Consider the following 23,978-nt stretch of genomic DNA (forward strand, 5'->3'; position numbering starts at 1 on the left):
CTGCTCGGGCTGCCACACCGGAGGCGTCCGGGACTGCTCGGGGGCGGCCGCCACCTCGGGGACGGCCGGTGCCAGGTCGAGGCGACCGGAACGGACGCCGCGGACCAGCACCCACAGCACGCCGGCCGCCACCGCCTTGAGCGCCACGTCGAGCAAGCCGCCGAGGATCTCCATGATCACGCCGAAAGCGTTCGCCGACGCGGCCACACCCATCAGCAGGCAGACCAGCTGCAGCGCGGTGCCGATCGCGATCGCCCAGGCCGACAGCCTCGCCAGCAGCACCGCGTTGCGGGTGGCAGGCGGCACGAACAGGCAGGCACTGACCAGGCCGACGAGAACGATCACCAGCGACAGGCTCATGATCGAGACGCCGATCTCCTGGAACGCCTCGAAGACCGGGGTCTGCTCGCGGACCAGCAACAGCACCAGCCGGACGACGCCCAGGATCTGGCTGGCGCAGATGATCGCCAGCACGGCCCAGGTGACCGGCTGCCGGATCCGCTTCATGTTGTCCAGGATCGCCCGGCCCTTCGAGGCCTGCGTCTCACCCCGCTCAGACATACCGCTCCCCCGCCTCCGCTCGAACCAGCGCGACCAGTTCCCGGACGCGTTCTGCGGCGTCCACCGGCACGACCATGGTGATCGTCGGTGTGGCCACCACCACCATGCCGCTGCACCCCAGGACGCCGATCAGGTGATCGTCGCCGGCGGTGTTGATGATCACGTTGTCGCTGGCGTCCAGCCGCACCGACGCGCCGATCAGGGCGTTGCCGGCCGCATCGTGGGCGAGCGTCTCGGCCAGCGAGGCGTAGCCGCCGACATCGCGCCATTGCACGGGCAGCGCCACCGACACCACATGGGCGGTACCGGCGCCGGCGGAGACCGGCTCCATGATTCCGTAGTCCACCGACGTCTTGTGCAGCGTGGGGAAGATCTCGGCCAGCCGCTCGGGATGGGCGGCGAGTTCGACCACCGCGGCATGGCTGGCCGGATGCAGCGCGGCCAGCTGCTCCAGGAAGGTGCGGGCCTGCCAGACGAACATGCCGGCGTTCCACCAGTACTCGCCGGAGGCCAGGTATTCGCTGGCGGTGACCAGATCGGGCTTCTCGCGGAACTCCAGCACCCGATGGGTGTGTTCGAATCCGGGCACCGCCTCACCGCGATGCAGGTAGCCGTACCCGGTGTGTGCGCTGGTCGGCACCACGCCCAGGGTGACCAGGGCCCGTGGGTCGGCCTCGGCCACCGCGTAGGCCTCGGCGAGCGAGGCGGTGAAGACGGCTGCGGGCTCGATCAGCTGATCGGCGGTCACCTGGGCGATCACGGCGTCCGGATCGCGCTCGGCGATCACCGCGGCCGGCCAGGCGACGGCGTTCAGCGAATCGCGTCCCTCGGGCTCGCCCAGGATGTTCTCGACGGGCACCTCGGGCAACTCGGCGGCCACCTGATCGGCGTAGGCGGCGCCGGTGCAGACCAGCACCCGCTCGGGCGGCACCAGGTCGCCCAACCGCTCGAACGCAATCCGCAGCAGCGAGGTGCCGTCGATCAGCCGCAGAAGTTGCTTGGGGGTGCCTTTGCGGGACAACGGCCATAGCCGTGTCCCGGAACCGCCGGCCATGATCACCGCAAACCGCATGGAATGACGATATCGGCTGGGCACATAGCATTCGGGGATGGACATTCCCGGGGTGTTGACGGCTTTACAACGGCGGGCACGGACGTCCGGGGGTGAGCCGCTGCTCACCCACTACGACCTGGACAGCGGCGGGCGCACCGAGCTGAGCGTCGCCACCTTCGCCAACTGGGTGGCCAAGACCGCCAACCTGATCGAGGACCTGGGCGCCGATTCCGGGCTGGTGGCGCTGCCGTTGGCGCTGAGCCGTCCGGGCCATTGGATGACGCTGCTGTGGCCGCTGGCCGCCTGGCAGCGGGAGTGCGCGATCACCCTGGACGCCGCGGGCGCCGATCTGGCGGTGATCGGGCCGGATGAGCCTCGTCCGGTGCTGCCCGGCGCCACCCTGGCCTGTTCGTTGCATCCGCTCGGTCTCGGGCTGCGCGACCTGCCGGACGGGGTGCTCGACTTCACCGGTGAGGCACTCACCCAGCCCGATCAGGCCGGCACGCTGCCCAGCGCGGCGAACGCCCCGGCCTGGATCGACGGCTCGGCGGTGCTCAGCCATGCCGATCTGGCTGCGACGACGCCGGTTGCGGGACGGGCGCTGGTGCGGCCGTCCGGGGCGTTGGAGACGCTGCGTGCCGCGATTCTGGGCCCGCTGCTGGGCGGTGGTTCGTCGGTGGTCGTCGAGGGCACCCCGGACGACGCGCTGCTGGCGAAGATCCGGGCGTCCGAGCACTGCATGGAATGATGGCTCGGTGACTTCTCGCCCCCTGATGACGCCGGCGTTCAGCCGCCGGACCGGTCTGCTGGCGCTCGGCGGCCTCGCCCTGGGCGGCTCGGTGCTGGCCGGCTGCACCAGCAAGCCGACCGTGCCGACGCCGTCCGTGTCGCCGACCGGGCCGATCCGCGACCAGCTGCAGTCGGCGGTGAGCACCATCGCCGCCGGCAACGACAAGCTGGGCGTCGCCGTCCAGGATCTGCGCAGCGGCGCGGTGTGGGACTTCCGGGGCAGCTGGGCCAGCCAGAGCGCGTCGATGGCGAAGCCGATGATCGTGTCGATGGCGCTGCGCAAAGCCCGCGCCGACAAGCTGCAACAGCCGCTGCCGGCGGAACAGGCCGGGCAGGCCGAGAAGGCGATCGAGCACTCCGACAACGATTCCGCGGACGCCCTGTGGGACTGGGCGGGACGGCGTCCGGCCTATGACGCGCTGGCGTCCGATCTGGGGTTGAAGGACACCCACAGCGCCCCCGAGAAGGACTTCTGGAGCTGGACCTGGACGACCCCGAACGACCAGCGCTCGTTCCTGCATCAGCTGGTCAAGGGCGACACCAAGGCGCTCACCGACGCCGAACGGAGCTACCTGCTGGGCCTGATGGGCCAGGTCGAGGACGGCCAGGCCTGGGGTGTCGGCGCGCCGCGGAGCGGTTCGGTCAAGGTGGAACTGAAGAACGGCTGGGTGCAGTTCGAATCCACCGACAACCTGTGGGCGGTGAACTCGATCGGGCACGTCGCCGGCGACGGCCGCGACTACCTGCTGACCATCATGACCCGCACCGAGACGTTCGACCTCGGCCGCGCCTACTGCGACGCGGTCGGCGACTGGGTGTTCCGCATCCTCGGTTCCGGCGAGCTGAGCTGAGCCCTCCTCCGGCACCCGTCCCCGGCACCCGTCATCCGTCCGGTAAAGCCCTGCCTAACTATCTCTGCCCTCCCGCATGCGGGAAGGCAGAGATAGTTAGGCAGGGTTTTACGTGTCGGCCGGACGGGGTCAGCTGACCTTGCAGACGTCGTCCAGGTCGTCGGTCTGGGTCTTCACCGCGGTGCTGCTGGAGGACGGCTTCGGCGAGGCCGAGGTGGTGCCGTTCGGGGCGGCCGACGTGGGCTTATCCGCCGGCTTGTCACCGGCAGCCTCGGACGCCGCGATCTTCTGGCTGACGACCTGCCGGATCTTCGCGAAGTCGGGCTTCACCGGCAGGATCAGCGGCGGCGCGAAGCTGACGCTGCTGAGCGGCAGGGACTTGCCCTTCTGGGCCAGGTCGAGCATCGTGCCGATCTGCGAGGTGGGCAGGTCGGTCGCCACGATCTCTTCGCCGGCCTTGGCGATCTCCTGGAATTTGGTGATCACGGTGACCGGGTTGAGCTGCTTGACCATCGCGTTCAGCACGCACTTCTGCCGGGACATCCGCTCATAGTCGGTGGAACCCTCACGGGAGCGGGCGAACCACAGCGCGTGATAGCCGTCCAGGTGCAGATCCTTGCCGGGGCCGATGTAGCCCTTGATCGGGTACTTCTTGCCCGTGGTCAGGTCGGTGCCGCCACCGATCGGCACCTTGCGGGCCACGTCGAGGTCGATGCCGCCGACGGCGTCGATCAAGGCCTGGAAACCCTTCAGGTCGACCAGCGCCCAGTAGTTGATGTCGAGGCCGAGGATGTTCCCGATGACCTCTTTGGTCGCCTGGACGCCGGGGTTCTTCACCCCGGGGTACAGATCCTTGTGGTTGGTCGCCAGCGTGTAGACGGCGTTGAGCAGGCAGGACTGGTCCTTGCACCAATAGCCGTTCGGGTACAGCTTCTTCAGCGGCGACGAATCCGGGAACGGAGCCCACTGCAGGTTCCGGGGCAGGCTGAACAGCACCGTCCGTCCGGTGTCGGCGTCGATGCTGGCCACGATCATGGTGTCCGGACGAAGACCCTCGCGGTCGGCGCCGGCGTCCCCGCCGAGCAGCAGCACGTTGTACCGGCCGTGGCTGGTCTCGGCCTTGCCGCCGCCGGTGAAGACGTTGCCGAACAGCCTGCTCTGCGCGTCGAAAGCACCGGCCAGCGTCCACGAGCCGAAGGCGACGACCAGCGCCATCACGAACGCGATGCCCGGGATGACGATCCTGCCGCGCGGCGAGAGCGCCGGCGGGTTGGCGATGCGCCAGGCGTTCACGAACAGCAGCGCCCAGCCGAAGCCCAGCACCAGGGTCGCCCAGCGCAGCAGTTGCAGGGTGATCGGATTGGCGTACAGGCCGATCGCGAAGGAGCGGAAGGTCAGCAGCAGAATCGCGAACAGCACGGCCAGTGCGATCAGCACCTGCCAGGTGCGGAAGGCGAACCGTCCGAGGCGCTCATTGCCGCCGGCCAACTGGGCCGATCCCGGCACGACCAGAGTCATGCCGAGCATCGCCAGCCCACGGCGCAACGCGATGCCCTGGCTGCGGGTCTGCGCGTCCGGGAGCGGGGAAGTCTCGAGGGCGGTCACCGAACCAGTATGGCTGGCCGTTCCGAACGCCCCGGTCTCGGCTCGCCGTCAGCTGCCCGGACCGGCGCTATCGACGTCCGAGGACGAACACCCGGGGACGGTTCTTCCGCGTCCGAATTTCGCACACCCGGGGACGGTTCTTCGGCGTGCGAAATTCGAACGCGCGGGGACACACCTTCGAGCAGAACCGTCCCCCGACGTGCGAATTTCGAACGTCGAGAACCGTCCCCGGGTGTGCGAAATTCGCACGTGGGAGAACCGTCCCCGTGGATCGAACTGGGTGAGCTCAGTTGCCGCGGACGACGGCGCCCTTGGCGCGGGCGGCGTCGCGGAGTTCCTCCTGGAACTGCAGCATCTTGGCCTGCAGGGTTTCGTCGGACGCGGCCAGGATCCGGACGGCGAGCAGGCCGGCATTGCGGGCGTTGCCAACCGCGACGGTGGCGACAGGGACGCCGGCGGGCATCTGGACGATGGAGAGCAGCGAGTCCATACCGTCGAGGTATTTCAGCGGCACCGGGACGCCGATCACCGGCAGCGGGGTGAGCGCGGCCAGCATGCCGGGCAGGTGCGCCGCTCCCCCGGCGCCGGCAATGATCACCTTCAGGCCACGGGTGTGCGCGGCACGTCCCCAGGCCACCATGTCCTCGGGCATCCGGTGCGCGCTGACCACGTCCGCCTCGTAGCCGACGCCGAACTCGGCGCAGGCGTCCGCGGCGGCCTTCATCACCGGCCAGTCCGAGTCGGAGCCCATCACGATGCCGACAACGGGGTTTCCACTCATCGCTGGACTCCCATCAGGTGATCGGCGGCCGCCTGCGCCCTGTTCCGGACGTCGTCCGCGTCGTCGCCGACCACGGTGACGTGGCCCACCTTGCGGCCCGGCACCACACTCTTGCCGTACAACTGGACGCGCGCCGCCGGCTCGGCCACCAGCACCTCGGCCTGCGCTTCCAGCAGGTCGTCGCGGGCACCGCCCAGCACGTTCACCATTGCCGCGTGCGGCTGCCGGACCTCGGTCGGCCCGAGCGGCAGGTCGGCGACGGCGCGCAGGTGGTTCTCGAACTGCGAGGTCCACGCCCCGTCGATGCTCCAGTGGCCGGTGTTGTGCGGCCGCATCGCCAACTCGTTGACCACGACCGAGCCGTCGGGGCGCTGCATCAGTTCGACGGCCAGGATGCCGGTGACGCCGAGTTCGGCGGCGATCCGCAGCGCCATCGCCTCGATCGCGTCCCGCTGTTCGGCGCTCAGGTCGGGCGCCGGGGTGAAGGTGTGGGTGCAGATGCCGTTGGTCTGCACGGTCTCGCTGACCGGGTAGACCCGCTCCTCGCCGGACGGCCGCCGCGCCACCAGCACGCTCAGCTCGCGGCTGAAGTCGATGAACTCCTCGGCCAGGATCCGGACGCCGGGCTTCAGGTTCGCGAACGGCTCGTCGGCGTCGTCCGGACCGTCGAGCTTCCAGACCCCTTTGCCGTCGTAGCCGCCGCGGGAGGTTTTGGCGATCACCGGCCAGCCGGTCCGCTCACCGAAGGCGCGCAGTTCGTCGGCGTCCGCAACCACCGCGAAGATCGGGCAGGGCATCCCCAGCCCGGTCAGCCGCTCGCGCATCACGACTTTGTCCTGGGCGTGCAGCAGGGCGTCCGGGGTGGGGTGAACCTGCTTGCCGCGGGCCTGAAGCTCGCGCAGGATCGGCGGCGGAACGTGCTCGTGGTCGAAGGTGATCACGTCGCAGCGTTCGGCGAAGGCGTAGACGGTGTCGGCGTCGGTGTAGTCACCGACATCGGTGTCGGCCACCACCTGGGCAGCGGAGACGTCCGGACCTTCGGCGAGCAGCGCGATGCGGACTCCGAGGGGAATGCTGGCAGCGTGCATCATGCGGGCCAATTGGCCGCCGCCGATGATGCCGATCGTACGCACGGTCACCGCACGAACCTTAGTATCAACATCATGACCAGGCATCTCGTGGCCATGGGAGGCGGCGGCTTCTCGATGTCCCAGTTCGGCGAACCAACTGCGTTGGACCGCTATCTGGTTCGGCTGACCGGCTCCGACCACCCGCAGGTGTGCTTCGCTCCGACCGCGTCCGGCGACGACGCCGGCTACATCCACAAATTTCTCACCGCCTACGGCGCGCTCGGCGTCCGGACGTCGGTGCTGACCCTGTGGTCGGGTGCGGCCGAGGCGGTGGACCGGTTGGCCGAGGCCGACCTGTTGTTCGTCGGCGGCGGCAGCACGGTGAACCTGGTGGCGTTGTGGCAGGCGCACGGGGTCTCCGACGTCGTCCGGCAGCGCTATCAGGAGGGTTCGCTGGTGCTGGCCGGCATTTCGGCGGGCGCGACCTGCTGGTATCAGGGCTGCGTCACCGACTCGTTCGGCGACCTGCGGCCCTGGACGGGCGGGTTGGGCCTGGTGCGGGGCAGCTTCTGCCCGCACCTGGACGGCGAACCGGAGCGCGATCCGATCTACACCGCCGCGGTGGCGTCCGGTGAACTGCCCGGTGGCTACGCCGCGGACGACGGCGCCGGCGTGCACTATGTGGACGGCGTGCCTGCGCATTTCCTGTGCGAGAAGCCCGGCCAGAACGTCTACCGGGTGCTGCCCAACGACATTCCCGGCCCGGCGGTGATCCGCGAACCGCAGGAGATGACCGTCCTGCCCGCCTGACCCGCACCCTCCTCCCGCCCACCGGGTGCCGACGTTTCCGCCCTCTGGCGTCCTTTCCGTGGTTTGAACAGCGGAAACGACGCGGAAACCCGGAAACGTCGCGGTGTGGACGAGCTGGGGTGGGCTATGGCCAATCGACTCTTCGGCTACCTGCGAGGTCAGGCCTTGAAGATCACCGATCGCTGCACCACGAAGTTCACCGCGGTCGCCACGCCCTGGGCGACGACGAAGCCGAACAGCTGCGCCCAGTTCATCTTCGGCATGAACTCCGACCCCAGGCCGAGCGACACCAGCCACGGGTACAGCGGGGTGAAGATGCCGACCTGCAGCACGAAAGTGAGCGCGTACAGCGCCATCACGGCCGCGAATTTGCGGCGCGAGCCGTCCGAGTTGAAGGTCCAGCGGCGGTTGATCAGGTAGGCCGTTGTGGTGCCCGCGATGAACGACAGCACCTTGGCCGGGGTGTGGTCGAGGCCGAAGGCCATCAGCACCACGAGCAGTCCGTAGTCGACGATCGCCGACAATCCGCCGGTGAGGACGAAGCGGAACAGCTGGGTGCGCAGGCCCAACTGGGCGGTGGTGGCCTCCGTCACGCGCGCACCCCGAACAACAGGTTGGAGATGGCCACCCCTACCTCCTCGACCTTGGGAACGTCGTTCAGCACCACCGGCGCCTCGGCCGAGGTGGTGAACACCAGCGAACCACAGCCGAACATCCGGTCGGTGAGGCTGCGCTCGTAGGCGACATTGGTGATGCGAGCCACCGGGACGTCGTGCCCGACCTTGTTGATGATGCCCGAGCGGGTGATCAACCGGTGGTTGGTCAGCGTGTAGGTGGTGGTCCGCCAGCGCAGCAGTGGCGCCAGGTAGACCGGGATCGCCGCCAGCAGAGCCGCGATGGTCACCACCCACGCCGACGTCGGACGCCACGACACCGGCAGCATTGCGAACACCACACCGCCCAGGGCGGCCACCACGATCAGCCAGATCGTCGGCTTGATCATGACCTTGCCGTGTGAGCGCAGGTGCAACAGTTCCTGTTCACCGTCTCCGAGCAGTTTGGCGGGCAATCCCATGGGCACCATTATTCCCGTGGTTCGATGAGGGCATGCCCGTACCCCTTCTGGTGTTCCTTCATGGCCTGGGTCAGACGCCTCCGCTGTGGCAGGACCAGGTGACTTCGCTGCCGCCCGGCACCCGTGCCGTCGCACCCTGGCTGGAGGGACTTCGTCCCGGCAAGCCCGCCGACTTCGACTTGGAGCAGGCCGCGGACGCCGTGCTGGCGCAGCTGAACCGGTTCGGTGTCGATTCGGTGGCGCTGGCCGGCACCGGGCTGGGCGCTGCCGTGGCGGTGGTCGGAGCCGGCCGCTCCCCGGACGCCGTGTCGCACCTGGTGCTCTCCGACCTGCAGCCCCGCGCACCGAAGCTGGCCGGGCTGGCGCAACGGCTCGCCGTCCGGACGATGCCTGCCGGACGGCTGGCCGACGCGGGCCTCGATCGGGCCCGCATGCTGCGGCTGGTGAAGGCGGTCTCCGGCATCGACCTACGGCCCTGGCTGGGCGCCGTCACCGCACAGTCCCTGCTGATCGCCGGCGGTTCGGACGCCGCGGGCACAGCCGCCGCGCGCGAGCTGGCCACGGGTCTCGACGGCGCGAGGGTGGAGATCATTCCCGGGGCCGCCGCACCGGTCCCCACCCAGGCCGTCGAGCGGTACAACCGGCTGCTGTACGACTTCCTGAGCTGACATCGCAATCTCGGCGCCGATTCCTCCGGCCGACGATTTCGGCCTTCCGGCTCGGCTGCGCGAGAATGGTCTGATGCGCGCCTACCGGGAGATCTTGACCCTTCCCGGTGCTTGGCAGTTCAGCGCGGCCGGCCTGCTGGCCCGTTCCGGCGGCGCCATGATGGGCATCGGTCTGGTGCTGATGGTGTCCGCGCTGTACGGCAGCTACGGCCTGGCCGGGGCGCTGGCCGCCTCCAACGCGGTGGCGTGGGCGCTGGGCACCGCGGCGCTGTCGAATCTGGTGGACCGCTACGGGCAGCGCCGGGTGATGTACCCGGCGGCCATCGTGTCGGCGGTCATGCTCAGCCTGCTGGTGATCTTCGCGATGCTGCAGCTACCGGCCTGGACGCTGTTCGCGCCGGCCATCCTCTCCGGCGCCACCGGCGGTGCGCCGGGGGCCCTGGTCCGGGCCCGCTGGACTCATCTCGTCGACGATCCCGACAAGCTGCACACCGCCTTCTCACTCGAGTCGACCCTCGACGAGGTCACCTTCGTGGTCGGCCCGGTGCTGGCGACGGCGCTGTCCACCGGCGTCCATCCGGCGGCCGGCTTGATCGCACCGGTGGTGCTGTCGCTGGCCGGCGCGCACCTGCTGTACGGCCAGCGCGCCACCGAACCGCCGGTCTCGTCACAGCCCCGGCATCCTGACACGCGACGCGTCCGCCAGCAGTTCGTCCTGCTGGTGCCGGGCGTGGCCGCGGTGGTGGCGGTGAACCTGCTGATCGGCTGCGTGTTCGGATCGATCGACGTGTCCGTCGTCGCCGCGACCAGCGAGTGGGAGGTGCGCGAGGCGGCCGGCCTGGTGCTGGCGGTGTTCTCGCTGGCCTCCGGCCTGGCCGGCTTCTACTACGGGGCCCGGCGCTGGGCTTCGCCGGTGATCAAGCGCTTCCTGATCGGGGTGGCGGCGATGTGCGCCGCCTGCGTGGCACTGATCGGCGCGCATTCGGTGCTGCTGCTGTGCATCGGCGGCCTGCTGGTGGGCGTCACGGTCGCGCCGACCCTGATCAATGCGAACACCCTGATCGGCGGCCTGGTCGCCCGCGACCGGCTCACCGAGGGCCTGTCCTGGATGGGTACCGGCATCGGGATCGGCGTGGCGATCGGCTCCAGCGCGTCCGGGCAGGCGATCGACCACGCCGGCTATTCCGGCGGTCTCGGCACGGTGGCCGTCTTCGGTGCGCTGGCGGCTCTGATCGCGTTCGGTGGACGGGGTGCGCTGCAGCGCGCGGTCAGTCCGCCTCAGGCCCGCCGAGCAGTCCTCGCAGGTAGGCGGCCTGGCCCACGTGTTGCGCCGCGTCGTCTACAACACTGACCAGCCGGACGGCGGCCGTCACCGGCGGATCCCAGGAACGGTCGACGATGCGCGCGAGATCGGCGTCGGACATCCGGGCGATCACCTCGACGGTCCGGGCGTGCACCGCGTCGTAGTAGGCGATCAACACCTCGCCGTCCGTCACGTCGAAGCGTCCCACCTCGTCGGTGGTCATCCCGTAGCCCATCGCGGCCTCGTCGTACGGAACGCCGGAGCGGGCGTGCCAGCCGCCGGCCCGCCACACCTCCTCGCCTCCGACCAGTGCGGCGACCTGGGTGTCCTCCTGCCGGGCCAGGTGCCAGGCGAGCCAGCCGATCGAGTTGCCCTGCCGTCCGTCGACCTCCGGACGCCACAGCAGTGCGGCCCGGTCCAGCCCGCGCACCGCGTCCGCCAGCAGGGGCGGGATTCGGCCGAAGGCGTCCAGCAACAGATCGATGGTGCGTACGGTTTCCATGCCTGCGACGCTACTCCGCGTCGTGCGCCTCCGCCTCGACGCGGGGGCCGCGCAGCCGTCCGATCAGTTGGACGACGACCAACACGATCGCGCCCGCCACGACACCGAGCACGGCGGACGCCGCGGTGTTGGTGAGCCAGGCCAGCGCCTCGCCGAAGAAGCCCGGGACGGCATGCAGGATCGCCTCCTCGGCGTGGTGCACCAGCTCGTAGGGCGGGTGCCAACCGAGTTCATCCAGACCGACCAGCAGGATGTGACCGCCGACCCACAGCATGGCGACGATGCCGACGTTGGACAGGGTGGCCAGCACCTTCGGCATCGCGGCCACCAGGCCGCGACCCAGCGCCGCGACGCCGCCGGAACGCTCGCTGGCCAGGTGCAGGCCGATGTCGTCCATCTTCACGATCAAAGCGACCACCCCGTAGACCAGCACGGTCATCGCCAACGCCACCACGATCAGGGTGACCGCGCGGGACAGCAGCGGCTCGGACGCCACCTCGTTGAGTGCGATCACCATGATCTCGGCGGACAGGATCAGGTCGGTGCGGATCGCGCCCGCGACCATCGCCTTCTCATCGGGACCGCCGACCACCGGGGCCGGTTCGTGATGACCGTGGCCGCCGAACTTCTCCCACAGCTTCTCGGCACCCTCGTAACACAGGTAGGTGCCGCCGCACATCAGGATCGGGGTCAGCAGCCAGGGCAGGAACTGACTGAGCAGCAGCGCGGCGGGCAGGATGATCAGCAGCTTGTTGCGCAGCGAGCCGACGGCGATCTTCTTGATCACCGGAAGCTCCCGTTCGGGGCTGAACCCGTGCACGTAGCGCGGCGTCACGGCGGTGTCGTCGATCACCACACCGGCGGCCTTCGCGCTGGCCTTTCCCGCGGCGGCGGCCACGTCGTCCATCGACGCCGCGGCGAGCTTCGCCATCGCGACGATGTCGTCCAGCAGGGCGAAGAATCCTCCGCTCACCCGGTCACCACCTCAAGGTCGGGTCGAGATCGAACGGCTCAGCCTAACGCCGTCGGGTTCAGCGCAGGTGCAGGACGTCGCCGGCGGCGAACGCGCGCTCCCCGGACGCCGTCCAGACCAGCAGGCGGCCGCCGGCGTCCACCCCGGCGGCCCGGCCCTCGATGTGGCCGCCGGTGGGTTGCAGCACCCGGACCTCGCGTCCGACGGTGGCGCAGCGCCGTCCGTACCAGTCGCGCAGATCCTCCGCGGACGCCCAGCGCCGGTAGGCCTCCTCGAGTGCGGTCAGCACACCGATCACCACCTCGGTCGGCGAGGCGTCCGAGCCGGCCAGCCGCAGCGAGGTCGCCGTCGGGACCGGCAGTTGGTCCTCGCTCAGGGCGGTGTTGATGCCCATCCCGATGACTGCCGCGTCGTCGACCCGTTCGGAAAGGATGCCGCACACTTTGCGGCCGCCGACCAGGACGTCGTTGGGCCACTTCACCTCGGCATCGACGCCGGCCACGGCACGGAGTCCGTCGGCGACGGCGAGGCCGGTGATCAGCGGCAGCCACAACCAGCGGGCCGCCGACGCTCCTTCGGGACGCAGCAGCACCGAGACCGCGACCGCGGCTCCGGGTGGCGCCTCCCATTTGCGGTCGAAACGACCCCGTCCGGCGCTTTGATGGTCGGCCACCAGCACCGTTCCGGACGCCGCGCCCGCCCGGGCGGCCGCTGCCACATCGGCATTGGTGGAGGCGGTGCTGGGCACGCAGGCGAAGGTGGTGAACAGCCGTCCGGGGCCGGACAGGGCCTCCCGCAGCGCTGCGGCGTCCACGACGGTCTGAGTCACGGCGTTAGCCTAGGCCTCTCGATGGGACACACGCCTGCGGGATCGCGCGAACCCCGAAGTGAACCGTCCCCTGAACCGAATGGGAACCGTTCCCCGAACCGCAAAGGAGTCGTCCCTTGAACCGAGCGGAACCGTCCCCGACCCGGGTGGTGCTGGCTTCGGCGAGCCCGGCCCGCCTGCAGGTGCTGCGCAACGCCGGGATCAGCGCCGAGGTGGTTGTCTCGGGTGTCGACGAGGAGTCGGTGCGCATCGACGACCCGGCCGCACTGGCCCTCACCCTGGCCCGGATGAAAGCCAATGCGGTCGCCGATCGCCTGCCCGCCCGACCCGACGAACGCCGGGTGTTGATCGGTTGCGATTCGCTGCTCGAGTTCGACGGTCAGGCCCTCGGCAAGCCTGCCGACGCCGCCGCGGCCATCGCCTGCTGGCGGGCGATGCGGGGTGGCACCGGTGTGCTGCACACCGGTCACCGGGTGATCGTCAGCGAGGACGGCGACGAGCGGGCCACCGAGGCCGTGGCGTCCACCGTGGTGCGGTTCGCCCATCTCGACGACACCGAGATCGACGCCTACGTGGCGACCGGCGAACCGCTGTGGGTGGCCGGCGCCTTCACCGTGGACGGCCTGGGCGGGCCGTTCGTGACCGCCATCGAGGGCGACTATCACAACGTGGTGGGGTTGTCCCTGCCGCTGCTGCGGACTTTGTTGCTCGAGCTCGGCGTCGCGTGGCCGACGCTGTGGAACGAGCCGCTGCGATAGCCTGTTCGGCGATGTCGCAGAACTCTGTCGTGGAAGTCAAGCGGTCCGCCCTGCCAGCCTGGCTGCGGGCGATGCGACCCAAGCAATGGGTCAAGAACATTCTGGTGTTCGCCGCCCCGGTCGCCGCCGGTGCGCTGTTCGACTCCCGGGTGCTGGTCAACACACTCTGGGCGTTCGTCGCGTTCTCGCTGATCAGCGCCTCCATCTACCTGATCAACGACGTCCGTGACGTCGAAGCCGACCGGCTGCACCCCAAGAAGCGGTTCCGGCCGATCGCGGCCGGTGAGCTGGGCAAGGGTCCGGCGACCGTGCTGGCCGCGATCACCATGGCTGCCAGCCTGGCCATCGGCTTCTGGGTGGCGCCGATGCTCGGCATCACACTGTCGGTGTACTGGGTGCTGCAGGTCGGCTACTCGATGTTCCTCAAGCATCAGCCGATCATCGACTTGGCGATGGTCGCGGCCGGCTTCCTGCTGCGTGCTGTGGCCGGCGGTGTGGCGTCCGATATCGAACTGTCCCAGTGGTTCCTGCTGGTGGCCTGCTTCGGCTCGCTGTACATGGTGGCCGGCAAGCGCTACTCGGAGATGAAGGAACTCGGTTCCGAGGCCGGCACCCGCGCCTCACTGGAGCGCTACTCGCTGAGCTACCTGCGCTTCGTCTGGGCGATCTCGTGCTCGATCGTGATCATGTCGTACAGCCTGTGGACCTTCGAGAACCACCAGAACCAGCTGTGGGGCGTGCCGTGGACCACGATCTCCATCGTGCCGTTCACCCTGGCCCTGCTGCGCTACGCGATGGACATCGACGCCGGCAACGCCGGTGAACCTGAGGACGTCGTGCTCAACGACCGCATTCTGCAGGCGCTGGCGGTGCTGTGGCTGATTCCGCTAGGTATCGGCATCTTCATTCACTAAGACGGCAACAAAGATCGGGATCGGGCACGGCAGTCCGTGCCCGATCCCGATCTTTGTTGAGCGCCATGCGGTCTGCCCACTCCGTTGCCGGCGACTCGGGCGGGACCGACAGCTTTCCGATCTCACACACGGCGACGCCGTCCGCCGGACATGCCCACACGGCGACCTCGTCACGGCAGATAGCCGCCATCGGATGGTTGTCCGGATGCCGCGGACACCGCGGCCAGTTGGTCGGGGCCCGACCCCAGAGCTCTTCGATCACCCAGTCCTGAACCTGATCGGCCGCCGAAGCAACCCGCTCCCATTCCGGTTCTGACAGCAGCACCGAGACGCCCGCGCCGTTGCCGTGGCGGCTCCACATCATCGCCGACGGCTGGCCGGGGTCACCGGTCCAGTCGTCGTTCTCGATCCTGGGTGCAGTGATGCCGGCCGCTCGCAGATCGCGGAGGACGGGCGCCATCGCATGCCGCAACGCCTCATTCATTGCCCGATGATCGCAGTGTTCCAGGATCGCCGGCCAAGGAAGCGCCGGTCATCGTTGGTCGAGCTTGTCGAGACCCTTCTGACAACTGGTTTCGACAAGCTCAACCAGCGAAAACACCGCGGCGCTCTCTCCCGCCGACGGCCCCGGAGTGCGCCATCCCTGGCCAGACCGACTACCGCTCCCCCACACTTGTCCCGACGAAGAGGGGACGTGCGCATGGACACCTCCGGCTGGACGACCTGGACGCTGCCCGACCCGCGGCTGGGCATGCCGGTGCTGGGGCTGAAGCACCCACCGGGCTGGACGGCGCAGGGCCAGGTGACCTGGGTGCCCGAGCACAACGAGTCGCCGGAGCATCACTGGTACCAGGTGACGCACCCGGACCGGGCCGCCATGGTGCAGGGCTGGCCGCGGTTCGACTTCACCTGGCCGGGCGGCGCACCGTGGCAGCCCAACGGCTACGGACGCACCTATCTGCCTCCCGACTCGCCGGATCGAACGCTCGGCGCGGTGCTGCCCCAACTGCTCGGACAGGGTGCCGGGCAACCCACCCGGTTCGAGGTGCATCCGCTGCCCGACTGGGCCGAACGCTTCCACATCCCCGCCGATCAGATCACCCCGGGCGTGGCCTACACCGGCCTGCAGGCGGTCGCCGAGGCGTCCGTCGGCGGGCAGCCGCGCCGGCTGGAGATCCTCGGCTTCCACTATTCGGTGACCAACCAGGCGGTGTTCTCGACGATCACCAACCACGGCCTGTTCCTCACGGTGCTGGCGGCCAGCGCCGATCGGTTCGACGAACTCCGGCCGGCCATGGCGGCGATCGTCGACAGCACCACCGCCAACCCGGGCTGGACGGCCGCCGCGAACCAGGTCGGCCAGCAGAACGCGGACGCCTTCGCGGCCCGCGCCGCCTCGGCCCGATGGGCCGCCTTCCAGGCGGAGCAGGCCGGTATCGCAGCCGTCGGTGCTGCCGCCGCGGACCTGCGCGCCACCCAGTCGTCGAACGCACAGGCCCAGTTCGACCGGATGATGCAGCCGCCGCCGATGGCCGGCACCCCGGGCATCTCGGCGCAGGAGGCGTGGCGCAATGAACTCGGCGGCGTCGAGGCCATCGAGGATCCGAACAGCCGCGAGGGCAACACCAAGTACGTCTCGTCGAGCACCGCGGTGACCTGGCAGAACGAGATCGGCGAGGTGATCGAGACCGACGACGTGAACTTCGACCCGCGGATCAACTCGCACCACACCTGGACGGTGGTTCGCCGCTACCAGCGGTGACTACAGCCAGTCGTTGCGGCGGAACAGCCAGTACAGGCCGATCGTGCCGATCACGATCAGCACGATGCTCTGCCACAGTCCCCACTCGGAGGAGAAGCCCCAGTAGGGCAGGTTCTGGCCGAACCAGCCGGTGACCGCGGTCGGGACGGCGATGATCGCGCCCCACGAGGCGAGTTTCTTCATGATCGTGTTCAGCCGGGCGTCCTGCAGCGACAGGTTCGTCTCGAACACCGAGGTGACCATGTCGCGCAACGATTCGGACCATTCGGCAGCCCGCAGCACATGGTCGTAGAGGTCGGCGAACTCTCCGTCGAGTTCCGCGGAGCGCCCCCAGTCGCCGACCAGCCGCTGGCGCATCAGGCCGGCCACCACCTCGCGCATCGGCAGCACCACCCGGCGCAGCGACACCAGCGCCTTGCGCAGCGCGAACACCCGCACCTGGATCTCGCGGGTGCGCACGGTGTCGCTGAACAGCAGGTCCTCGAGCTCCTCGAGCCTGTCGTCCATCGCCTGGACGGCTTCGAAGTGGCCGTCGACCAGCACGTCCAGCAGTCCGTGCACCAAGGCACCGACGCCGTGACCGAGCAACCCGCTGCCCTGCCAACGTTCGATCACCTCGTCCATATCGACCTCCGCCCCACGGGCGAGGCGAATGGTGATCAGACCACGCGGCATCACGAATGCGGAGATCCGGCCGATGGCGATCGCCGGCAGGCCCTGCGCCCCCTCGACCAGCGTCGCCGCGTAGCAGGTGAGGAAGGTGTGGCTGGCATGCCGGGTCGTCTTGGGTCGCTCGCGTGGCGCGACGGCGTCCTCGACCGCGTGCTTGTCGAGCCCCAGCTCGGCGGCCAGCTGCGCCAGCACGCCGTCCTCCGGGTCGTACAGGTCGAGCCAGGTGAGGGTCGCCGGATCGGCCAGATGGGTGTCCAGGTCGGCCAGCGGGAAGTCGGTGGAGACCAGTTCGCCGTCGCGCCACACCCGTCCCCGGACCTGGGTCATCGCAGGCTCACTGCGCATCCAGCAGCGTGGCGGCGACCACGTGCCGCAGCAGGTCGCGGACGCATTCGGCGGCCCGCGACAGCGGCAGGCTGGACGGCGTCCCCAACGACAGGTGCACCTCGATGCCGGGCGCGATCCGGATCTGCCGCAGCGCGGGGCCGTTGGTCAGCCGGTCGGCGACCGAGCGTGGCAGCACCGTGGCGCACAGGCCCGCCGACACGGCCTGGCCCATCAGCCCGACCGACTCGAGCTCGGCGAGCACCTCGGGCTGGATGCCGGCGGCGTCGAAGGCCAGGTTGATCGCCTTGCGAATGGTGTGCAGCGGGCTGGGCAGCATCAGCGGCAACTCGGTGAGTGCCTCGATCGGCACCTCGTCGCCCACCACCGGAGCATCGGCGGCGCAGACCAGGACGAGTTCCTCGGTGATCAGCCGTTCGAAGACCAGCCCCTTGACCGGGCCGGAGTCGTACAGGATCGCCAGGTGCAGGCGTCCGGTCATCATCGCTTCGCTCAGCACCAGGCCGAAGTTGTCGACGACGCGCAGCAGAATGTGCGGGTAGCGAGCCCGCACCGCCTCGACCAGCGGCAGCGCGATCAGGTTGGCCGTGCTGTACGGCGCCAAGCCGACGAACACCTGGCCGGCCACCTCGCGGCCGAGTAGTCCGACCTCGGCGACGGCGTCGTCCAGTTGTTTGAGGATGACCTGCGCGTGACGATAGAGGGCAGCACCGGCCTCGGTCGGCTCGACGCCCTGCTTGCTGCGGATCAGCAACTGCTGCCCCAGGTCGGCCTCGAGCGCGTTGATCTGCTGGCTGAGCGCCGGTTGGGCGATGTGCAGGACGTCGGCGGCGCGGGTCAGGCTGCCGACGTCGACGATCCGGACGAAGGTCGCCAGCCGCCTGGTCTCCATCGACACCTCCCGATCCATTCATCGCGACGCACTATCACGTCAGTGAAAATCCGTCTTACCACAGTGCCGCTTCCAATCCTTACGGTCAGGACATCCGATCGAAAGAGGGAGGGTCATGCAGGCACGGATCGACCTGGTCGCCGACATGGGCGAGGGTTTCGGCGACTGGACGATGGGTGACGACGCATCGTTGCTGGAGATCGTCTCGTCGGCCAACGTGGCCTGCGGCTTCCACGGCGGCGATCCACGGATCATGGACGCCACCGCGCGCGCCTGCGCGGAACGCGGCATCCAGATCGGCGCCCACCCGAGCTTCCCGGACCTGGTCGGGTTCGGACGCCGCGCGATGGACCTGACCGCCGACGAGGTGCGCACCGACGTGCTCTACCAGGTGGGTGCGCTCTCGGCGTTCGCCCTGGCCCATGGCACCAAGGTGAAGCATGTCGCGCCGCACGGACGTCTGGGCAACCTGGTCGCCGTCCGCGCCGACTACGCCAAAGCGGTCGTCGACGCGGTCTGTTCGCTGGACGACTCGCTGATCATCGTCGCCCAGGACGGCGAACTCGCCGACGAGGCCCGGCGCCGCGGCCTGCAGGTGGGCATCGTCGGCATCGTGGATCGCGCCTACTCCGCCGATGGCACCCTGGTGCCCCGCTCGCAGCCGGGCGCGGTGATCCACGACCTCGACACCCTGGTCGCCCGGGCGATCCGGATCGCCACCGAATCCACCCTGGAGGCGGTGGACGGCACCGTGCTGCAGGTGCAGGCCGATTCGCTGCTGCTGCACGGCGACAACGCCGGTGCGGTCACCACGGCCCGCGCGATCCGCGACGGACTGACCGAAGCCGGCGTCACCATCGCCCCGATGGCCGACGTCCTCGCGGACAAGGGCTGATATGACGAGCCTCGCGTCGGCCGCGCCCGAGGTCCGGGTGCTCGACTGCGGGGATTCCGCCGTCCGGGTCGTCGTCGACGCGGACGATTCGGACGCCGCCTGGCGCACCGCGCACGCCCTCGCCACGCTGCTCCGCCAGGACGCACCGGACGGCCTGCTGGGCGCGCTGCCCACCTACGACTCGCTGCTGGTCGAGTTCGACTGCGTCCGCACCGATCACGCGGTGATCCGCGGCATGATCGCCGATCTGGTCGGCCGGGTGGACAGTGTCCCGCTGCGGGTGCCCCGCACCTTCCGGGTGCCGGTCGCCTACGGCGGGTTCCACGGCCCCGATCTGGACGCCGTCGGCGCGATGCTCGACCTGACCGCCGCCGAGGTGATCGCCCGGCACACCGCCGAACCCCTGCTGATCCGCTGCTTCGGCTCACCGGCCGGCGCCCCGATGATGGACGGCCCGGCCTTCGGCGCCCCTATCCCGCGGCTGGCCAGTCCGCGCCCGCATGTGCCGGCCGGCGCGGTCGCGGTCGCCGGACGCCAAGCGGTGGTATCCGCCTGCCCGGCGCCTGGCGGTTGGCAGATCCTGGGAACGACACCGCTGCGCCTAGTCGACCCGTCCCACGAGCCGCTGTCGGCCTACCTGCCCGGCGATTCGCTGCACTTCTACCCGATCCCGGCGTCCGAGTTCGAGGCGCATCGCGGGGTGCTGTCGTGACCGGCCGGGTGAGGGTCACCACCGCCGGGATCAGCTCGGTCACCGACCTCGGCCGGAGTGCCGGCGGTGCCGTCGGCCAGATGACCGGGGGCGCCCTCGACCAGTACAGCGCGCGGGCCGCGAACGCCCTGGTGGCCGCATCCGCGCAGGCGCCGCTGATCGAGATCGTCGCGGCCGATTTCGCCGCGACGACGTCGGCGAACCTGCTCGTCGCCCTCACCGGCGCGCCCGCGGACGTCACGGTCAACGGCGTCCCGATGCGGCAGTGGGAGCCGTTCTGGTGGCCGGCCGGCACCGAACTCGGCGTCCGCTCGATCCGGCTCGGCATGCGGGTCTACCTGGCGGTGCACGGCACCCTCGATGTGCCGCACCTGCTGGGCAGTTGCGCCCCGGACAGTGTGCTCGGCTTCTCCGGACCGCTGCACCGTGACGACACCATCGGCGTCCAGCCTGGCCCGCTGCGGATCTTCCACTCACACCTCGGCATTCCGGTGGTGCGCGGCGCCGTCCAACCGCCCCGGTTCACCGACCACTGGCGGATCCCGGTCACCGACGGGCCGGACCGCGACGAGTTCGGCGCCAGCGCCCACCGCCTGCACGCCGGGCGCTTCGTGATCGGCAACCACAGCAACCACATCGGCCTGCGACTCACCCCGGTCGGCGGGGCTCGGCTACCGGTGCGTGAGCACCACGGCGAAGTGCTGTCCCGGGGCGTCCCGATCGGAGCCGTCGAGGTTCCGGCCGGCGACGAACTGCTGATCCTGCACCGGGGCCGCGGGGTCACCGCCGGCTATCCCGTGCTGGCTGTGGTGACCGCGACCGGACTGTCCCGGCTGGGGCAGGCCCGTCCGGGGCAGAGCGTCGAGTTCGTCCGGGTCGGTCTACCCGAAGCGGTCGCCGCCGCCCGGGCCGAACAGGCCGCCATCGACGGCCTCACCAGGCGCGTCGCCCGGCTGATGTCGGCGCACGACGGCCGCGTCCCGGCGGCTTCGGCACCCTGCCCCCACCCCGTCCCGTCCGAGTTCGAACAATTTTCGACATCGTCCTAGGAGGAACTACTGATGCCCATCAGTGACTACCGGACCGCTCTCGTCACCGGCGCCAACACCGGCATGGGAGAGGCGATCACCCGCATGCTCAGCGACGGCGGGGTGCAGGTCTACGGCGTGGCCCGCAATGCCGCCAAGCTGCAGCAGGTGGCCGACGCCACCGGCATGAACCCGATCGTCGCCGACATCTCCGATCCGGCCGCCATCGAGGCCTCCGTCGCAGGTCTGGAGATCGACATCCTGGTGAACAACGCCGGGGTCTCGGGCACCGGCAACATCCTGGAGACCACCGCCGCAACGGTGGACGCGATGATCGACGTGAACCTGCGAGCGGTGCTGCACCTGTGCCGGCTGCTGGCCCCCGGCATGGTGGCCCGCAACCGGGGCCACATCGTCAACATCTCGTCGATCGCCGGCACCTACAACTTCTTCGGCCACACCGCCTACCACGCGACCAAGGCGGCCATCCACCAGGTCTCCCGGCAGTTGCGCAACGACATGCTCGGGCACAAGGTGCGGGTCACCGAGATCTGCCCCGGACGCGTCGAGACCGAGATCTTCGGCCGCAACTTCGGCGGCAGCCCCGAGGACCTGAAGCGGGCCTGGGAAGAGTTCTACGAGCACTACGAGTCGGTCACCACCGCCGACATCGCCGGCGCGGCACGGTTCGCGCTGGAGTCCCCCGAGCACGTCAACGTCGGAATGATCGAGATCATGCCGACCCTCCAAGTACCCGGCGGGTTGACCTTCAACCAGAGCCGGTGACCAACCGGGCGGCGGGCCACGCCGCCACCCACGAGTTTGGTCCCGGCGCACCGGGGTCTCACCGAAACCACACCACGAGAAATGCCACTGGAGGCGATAATGACTGAACCCATAGCCCACAAGAAAACCCCGGCGAAAGCGACAATCGCCTCCTGGGTGGGCACGACTCTGGAGTACTACGACTTCGCCGTGTACGCGACGGCGTCCGCGCTGGTCTTCAACATCATCTTCTTCCCGCCCGAGTTGCCCGAGGGAGTCCGGCTGATGCTCAGCCTGGCCACGCTCGGTGTCGGCTACCTGGTCCGGCCCCTGGGCGCCTTCATCCTGGGGCCCCTCGGCGACAAGTTCGGCCGCAAGTTTGTGATGCTGCTGACCCTGTTCGGCATCGGCGCCTGTACCTTCCTGATCGGCTGCCTGCCCACATTCCACGACATCGGCATCTGGGCGCCCATCCTGCTGGTCGTGATCCGGATGATCCAGGGCCTCTCGGTCTCAGGCGAACAGGCGGCCGCGATCACGATGACCCTGGAGCACTCGCCCGAGAACCGTCGGTCGTTCACCACCAGCTTCGTGACCAGCGGTTCCGCCGCCGGTGGCCTGCTCTCCACGGCGATCTTCATTCCGTTCGTCGCCCTACCCCAGGAACAACTGATGAGCTGGGGCTGGCGGGTGCCGTTCTGGCTGTCGGCCGTCGTCGTCATCGTCGCCTACGTGATTCGGCGGACGCTGGAAGAGCCGCCCGCCTTCATCGAGGCCCAGGCGGTCGAGGTGCGGATGTCCCCGCTCAAGCAGGCCCTGCAGTTCCACTGGGGTTCGATCATCCGCATCGCGCTCTGCGCGATGGTCGCCGGCGTCAGCTACATGTTCGCCACCTTCTCCATCGCCTTCGCCACCACCGGCTACAAGCTGGACCGGCCGACCATGCTGTGGGTGCCGGTGCTGGCCAGCCTGCTCGCCCTGGTCTACACACCAGTGGCCGGATTGCTGGCCGACAAGATCGGCCGCCGCACCGTGTTCGTCATCGGAGCGTTCGGAGCAGCCATCACCACGCTGCCCTACCTCTGGGCGATCACCCAGGGCAACTGGCCGCTGATCTTCACCCTCGGCGTCCTCTGCAACGGCTTCTTCTACTCGACCGCGAACGCCGCCTGGCCGTCGTTCTTCGCCGAGATGTTCCCGAACCGGGTGCGGGTCTCGGGGCTCGCGGTCGGCACCCAGATCGGCTTCGCCTTGTCGGGCGCCATCGCCCCGATCATCGCAACCGCGCTGGCGGGCGACAAGGTCACCCTGTGGGTCGGCCCGGCGATCTTCGCCATCGCTTTGGGTCTGGTGGCCGGTGTTGCCGGACTCACCGGTAAGGAGACCAAGGACTTGACCCTGGACGAGGTCAACGAGTCCAGGCAGACCGATCGCGAGCGGGAGGCCGTGGCCGCCGCGACCGTCGGCTCGCCCGCGACGGCGTGAGGTTCATCCCTCAGCGGTGGCCCGACTCTGTCGGGAGCCGCTGAGGGGTCGCTCCGGCGTCCGGATATGGCGTCCGTTCTGCGACGGCGTCCCACGACGACTTCGCCCTGCTTGAGCGTCTTTCACCTGGTTCAAACCGGGTGAAAGACGCTCAAGCAGGGCGATGTGGCGTTGGGATGCCGGCGTCGGGCGGCGGAGCGGTCACTCCTCGACCAGCAGGCCCTTCGCGGCCAGCTTGTCGACCAGGTTGCACAGGTCGATGGTGGTGCCACCGGCGCGGTATGCCGCGCGCTGCTCGGCCTCCACGGCCTCCCGCTTGGCGCAGGCTTCGATCACCCATTCGACGTCGGCGGCCTTGACCAGCACCACACCGTCGGCGTCGCCCTTGACCAGGTCACCGGGCTCGACCAGCTGGCCGCCGAAGACGATCGGGTGGTTGATCGGGCCGAGGGTCTCCTTGACCGTGCCCTTGATGCAGATGCTGCGCGAGAACACCGGCAGGCCCAGCTCGATCAGGTCCTTGGTGTCCCGGACGCCGGAGTCGGTGACCAGCGCGGCCAGGCCCTTGGAGTGCATGGCGGTGCCGAGCACATCGCCGAAGGTGCCGGCCTCTTTGAACTCGCCGGCCGAGACCACCAGCACGTCGCCGGGCTGCGCGTAGTGGATCGCCACCTGCAGCATCAGGTTGTCCTGCGGGGCGCACACCACGGTGGTGGCCGGTCCGCAGAAGGACATCGCACGGTCGATCGGCTTGATGTCGGAGTTCAGTGCGCCGCGGCGTCCCTGCGCCTCGTGGATGGTGGCGCTGGAGAACTCGCCGAGCTGCGCGACGAGTTCGGCGGCGGGGCGCTGGACCTTGGTCCGGACGTGAATCATCTC

27 protein-coding genes are annotated in these 23,978 nt (G+C 69.5%); 13 read left to right on the forward strand and 14 right to left on the reverse strand.

All coding sequences use genetic code 11. The annotated features are described in order from the left end of the window. Both QM624_RS08000 and QM624_RS08005 read right to left on the reverse strand, forming a co-directional pair. On the reverse strand, positions 1 to 561 hold a 561-nt coding region (locus QM624_RS08000), incomplete at its 3' end, for a hypothetical protein (protein WP_415090567.1). Continuing rightward, entirely contained in the window at positions 554 to 1,633 is a 1,080-nt protein-coding gene (locus tag QM624_RS08005) for a mannose-1-phosphate guanylyltransferase (RefSeq protein WP_415090569.1), read from the reverse strand. The genes QM624_RS08000 and QM624_RS08005, both read right to left, overlap by 8 nt. Positions 1,634 to 1,670: 37 nt before the next feature. Between QM624_RS08005 and QM624_RS08010 the strand changes: the two genes are divergently transcribed. Continuing rightward, complete coding sequence (locus QM624_RS08010) at positions 1,671 to 2,363, forward strand: TIGR03089 family protein (RefSeq protein ID WP_415090571.1); 693 nt, start codon at positions 1,671 to 1,673, stop codon at positions 2,361 to 2,363. Between the two features lie 7 nt (positions 2,364 to 2,370). Then, the gene (locus QM624_RS08015; RefSeq protein ID WP_415090573.1) at positions 2,371 to 3,255 is read left to right on the forward strand and encodes a serine hydrolase; all 885 of its coding nucleotides are present in this window, start codon (positions 2,371 to 2,373) and stop codon (positions 3,253 to 3,255) included. Positions 3,256 to 3,384: 129 nt separating this feature from the next. Here the strand turns inward: QM624_RS08015 and QM624_RS08020 are convergent, their stop codons facing one another. The 3 genes from QM624_RS08020 to QM624_RS08030 all read right to left on the reverse strand — a co-directional run bounded on the left by QM624_RS08020 (position 3,385) and on the right by QM624_RS08030 (position 6,816). Beyond that, positions 3,385 to 4,860 (reverse strand): LCP family protein, encoded by a 1,476-nt coding sequence (locus QM624_RS08020; RefSeq protein WP_415090575.1) that lies wholly within the window; start codon positions 4,858 to 4,860, stop codon positions 3,385 to 3,387. 286 nt (positions 4,861 to 5,146) lie between these two features. Continuing rightward, positions 5,147 to 5,641 (reverse strand): 5-(carboxyamino)imidazole ribonucleotide mutase, encoded by a 495-nt coding sequence (gene purE / locus QM624_RS08025; RefSeq protein WP_415090577.1) that lies wholly within the window; start codon positions 5,639 to 5,641, stop codon positions 5,147 to 5,149. Next, the gene (locus tag QM624_RS08030; RefSeq protein WP_415090579.1) at positions 5,638 to 6,816 is read right to left on the reverse strand and encodes a 5-(carboxyamino)imidazole ribonucleotide synthase; all 1,179 of its coding nucleotides are present in this window, start codon (positions 6,814 to 6,816) and stop codon (positions 5,638 to 5,640) included. The genes purE and QM624_RS08030 overlap by 4 nt, the downstream gene beginning before the upstream one ends. Here QM624_RS08030 and QM624_RS08035 point away from each other — a divergent pair. After that, a complete protein-coding gene (locus tag QM624_RS08035; protein ID WP_415090581.1) occupies positions 6,805 to 7,521 on the forward strand; it encodes a Type 1 glutamine amidotransferase-like domain-containing protein in 717 nt (238 codons plus the stop codon). The two genes, QM624_RS08030 and QM624_RS08035, sit on opposite strands and share 12 nt — an antisense overlap. Positions 7,522 to 7,679: 158 nt before the next feature. On the opposite strand, the gene QM624_RS08040 is transcribed toward QM624_RS08035, so the two are convergent. Further along, on the reverse strand, positions 7,680 to 8,114 hold the full coding sequence (locus tag QM624_RS08040) for a GtrA family protein (RefSeq protein ID WP_415090583.1): 435 nt from the start codon (positions 8,112 to 8,114) through the stop codon (positions 7,680 to 7,682). Then, the gene (locus QM624_RS08045) at positions 8,111 to 8,596 is read right to left on the reverse strand and encodes a PH domain-containing protein (protein ID WP_415090585.1); all 486 of its coding nucleotides are present in this window, start codon (positions 8,594 to 8,596) and stop codon (positions 8,111 to 8,113) included. The genes QM624_RS08040 and QM624_RS08045 overlap by 4 nt, the downstream gene beginning before the upstream one ends. Before the next feature lie 32 nt (positions 8,597 to 8,628). Between QM624_RS08045 and QM624_RS08050 the strand changes: the two genes are divergently transcribed. Beyond that, on the forward strand, positions 8,629 to 9,264 hold the full coding sequence (locus tag QM624_RS08050) for an alpha/beta fold hydrolase (RefSeq protein WP_415090587.1): 636 nt from the start codon (positions 8,629 to 8,631) through the stop codon (positions 9,262 to 9,264). Between the two features lie 73 nt (positions 9,265 to 9,337). Next, positions 9,338 to 10,615 carry an MFS transporter gene (locus tag QM624_RS08055; RefSeq protein ID WP_415090589.1) on the forward strand — a complete coding sequence of 426 codons (1,278 nt, stop codon included), beginning with the start codon at positions 9,338 to 9,340 and terminating at the stop codon, positions 10,613 to 10,615. Here the strand turns inward: QM624_RS08055 and QM624_RS08060 are convergent. The 3 genes from QM624_RS08060 to QM624_RS08070 are packed head-to-tail and all read right to left on the reverse strand — an operon-like array spanning position 10,533 to position 12,871. After that, positions 10,533 to 11,069, reverse strand: a complete 537-nt coding sequence (locus QM624_RS08060; protein ID WP_415090591.1) for a mycothiol transferase — start codon at positions 11,067 to 11,069, stop codon at positions 10,533 to 10,535. The genes QM624_RS08055 and QM624_RS08060 overlap by 83 nt on opposite strands. A gap of 10 nt (positions 11,070 to 11,079) precedes the next feature. Then, a complete protein-coding gene (locus tag QM624_RS08065; protein ID WP_415090593.1) occupies positions 11,080 to 12,042 on the reverse strand; it encodes a DUF808 domain-containing protein in 963 nt (320 codons plus the stop codon). Positions 12,043 to 12,100: 58 nt separating this feature from the next. Next, on the reverse strand, positions 12,101 to 12,871 hold the full coding sequence (locus QM624_RS08070; protein ID WP_415090595.1) for a biotin--[acetyl-CoA-carboxylase] ligase: 771 nt from the start codon (positions 12,869 to 12,871) through the stop codon (positions 12,101 to 12,103). A gap of 116 nt (positions 12,872 to 12,987) precedes the next feature. Between QM624_RS08070 and QM624_RS08075 the strand changes: the two genes are divergently transcribed. Then, positions 12,988 to 13,629: a Maf family protein gene (locus QM624_RS08075; RefSeq protein WP_415090597.1), complete on the forward strand. Its 642-nt coding sequence runs from the start codon at positions 12,988 to 12,990 to the stop codon at positions 13,627 to 13,629. Positions 13,630 to 13,640: 11 nt separating this feature from the next. Further along, positions 13,641 to 14,543, forward strand: a complete 903-nt coding sequence (locus QM624_RS08080) for a decaprenyl-phosphate phosphoribosyltransferase (RefSeq protein ID WP_415090599.1) — start codon at positions 13,641 to 13,643, stop codon at positions 14,541 to 14,543. Here QM624_RS08080 and QM624_RS08085 read toward each other — a convergent pair. Further along, entirely contained in the window at positions 14,533 to 15,027 is a 495-nt protein-coding gene (locus tag QM624_RS08085) for a hypothetical protein (protein WP_415090601.1), read from the reverse strand. The two genes, QM624_RS08080 and QM624_RS08085, sit on opposite strands and share 11 nt — an antisense overlap. 216 nt (positions 15,028 to 15,243) lie before the next feature. On the opposite strand from QM624_RS08085, the gene QM624_RS08090 reads away from it, so the two are divergent. After that, positions 15,244 to 16,305, forward strand: a complete 1,062-nt coding sequence (locus tag QM624_RS08090; RefSeq protein ID WP_415090603.1) for a hypothetical protein — start codon at positions 15,244 to 15,246, stop codon at positions 16,303 to 16,305. On the opposite strand, the gene QM624_RS08095 is transcribed toward QM624_RS08090, so the two are convergent. Then, on the reverse strand, positions 16,306 to 17,304 hold the full coding sequence (locus tag QM624_RS08095) for a magnesium transporter CorA family protein (protein ID WP_415090605.1): 999 nt from the start codon (positions 17,302 to 17,304) through the stop codon (positions 16,306 to 16,308). A gap of 7 nt (positions 17,305 to 17,311) precedes the next feature. Further along, positions 17,312 to 18,214: a LysR substrate-binding domain-containing protein gene (locus tag QM624_RS08100; RefSeq protein ID WP_415090632.1), complete on the reverse strand. Its 903-nt coding sequence runs from the start codon at positions 18,212 to 18,214 to the stop codon at positions 17,312 to 17,314. Between the two features lie 115 nt (positions 18,215 to 18,329). Between QM624_RS08100 and QM624_RS08105 the strand changes: the two genes are divergently transcribed. The 5 genes from QM624_RS08105 to QM624_RS08125 all read left to right on the forward strand — a co-directional run bounded on the left by QM624_RS08105 (position 18,330) and on the right by QM624_RS08125 (position 23,099). Further along, positions 18,330 to 19,109 carry a LamB/YcsF family protein gene (locus tag QM624_RS08105; RefSeq protein WP_415090607.1) on the forward strand — a complete coding sequence of 260 codons (780 nt, stop codon included), beginning with the start codon at positions 18,330 to 18,332 and terminating at the stop codon, positions 19,107 to 19,109. A 1-nt stretch (position 19,110) separates the two neighbouring features. Then, entirely contained in the window at positions 19,111 to 19,821 is a 711-nt protein-coding gene (locus tag QM624_RS08110) for a 5-oxoprolinase subunit B family protein (protein WP_415090609.1), read from the forward strand. Further along, positions 19,818 to 20,870: a hypothetical protein gene (locus tag QM624_RS08115; protein ID WP_415090611.1), complete on the forward strand. Its 1,053-nt coding sequence runs from the start codon at positions 19,818 to 19,820 to the stop codon at positions 20,868 to 20,870. Before QM624_RS08110 ends, QM624_RS08115 begins: the two co-directional genes overlap by 4 nt. Positions 20,871 to 20,882: 12 nt before the next feature. Next, complete coding sequence (locus QM624_RS08120) at positions 20,883 to 21,635, forward strand: SDR family oxidoreductase (protein WP_415090613.1); 753 nt, start codon at positions 20,883 to 20,885, stop codon at positions 21,633 to 21,635. A 99-nt stretch (positions 21,636 to 21,734) separates the two neighbouring features. Then, positions 21,735 to 23,099 (forward strand): MFS transporter, encoded by a 1,365-nt coding sequence (locus tag QM624_RS08125; protein WP_415090615.1) that lies wholly within the window; start codon positions 21,735 to 21,737, stop codon positions 23,097 to 23,099. Between the two features lie 201 nt (positions 23,100 to 23,300). Here QM624_RS08125 and QM624_RS08130 read toward each other — a convergent pair whose 3' ends face one another. Next, positions 23,301 to 23,975, reverse strand: coding sequence for a 4-carboxy-4-hydroxy-2-oxoadipate aldolase/oxaloacetate decarboxylase (locus QM624_RS08130; RefSeq protein ID WP_415090617.1), 675 nt, complete (start codon positions 23,973 to 23,975; stop codon positions 23,301 to 23,303). Positions 23,976 to 23,978 lie beyond the last annotated feature (3 nt).

The organism is Micropruina sp. (genome assembly GCF_047606365.1).
Classification (GTDB): Bacteria; Actinomycetota; Actinomycetes; order Propionibacteriales; family Propionibacteriaceae; genus Micropruina.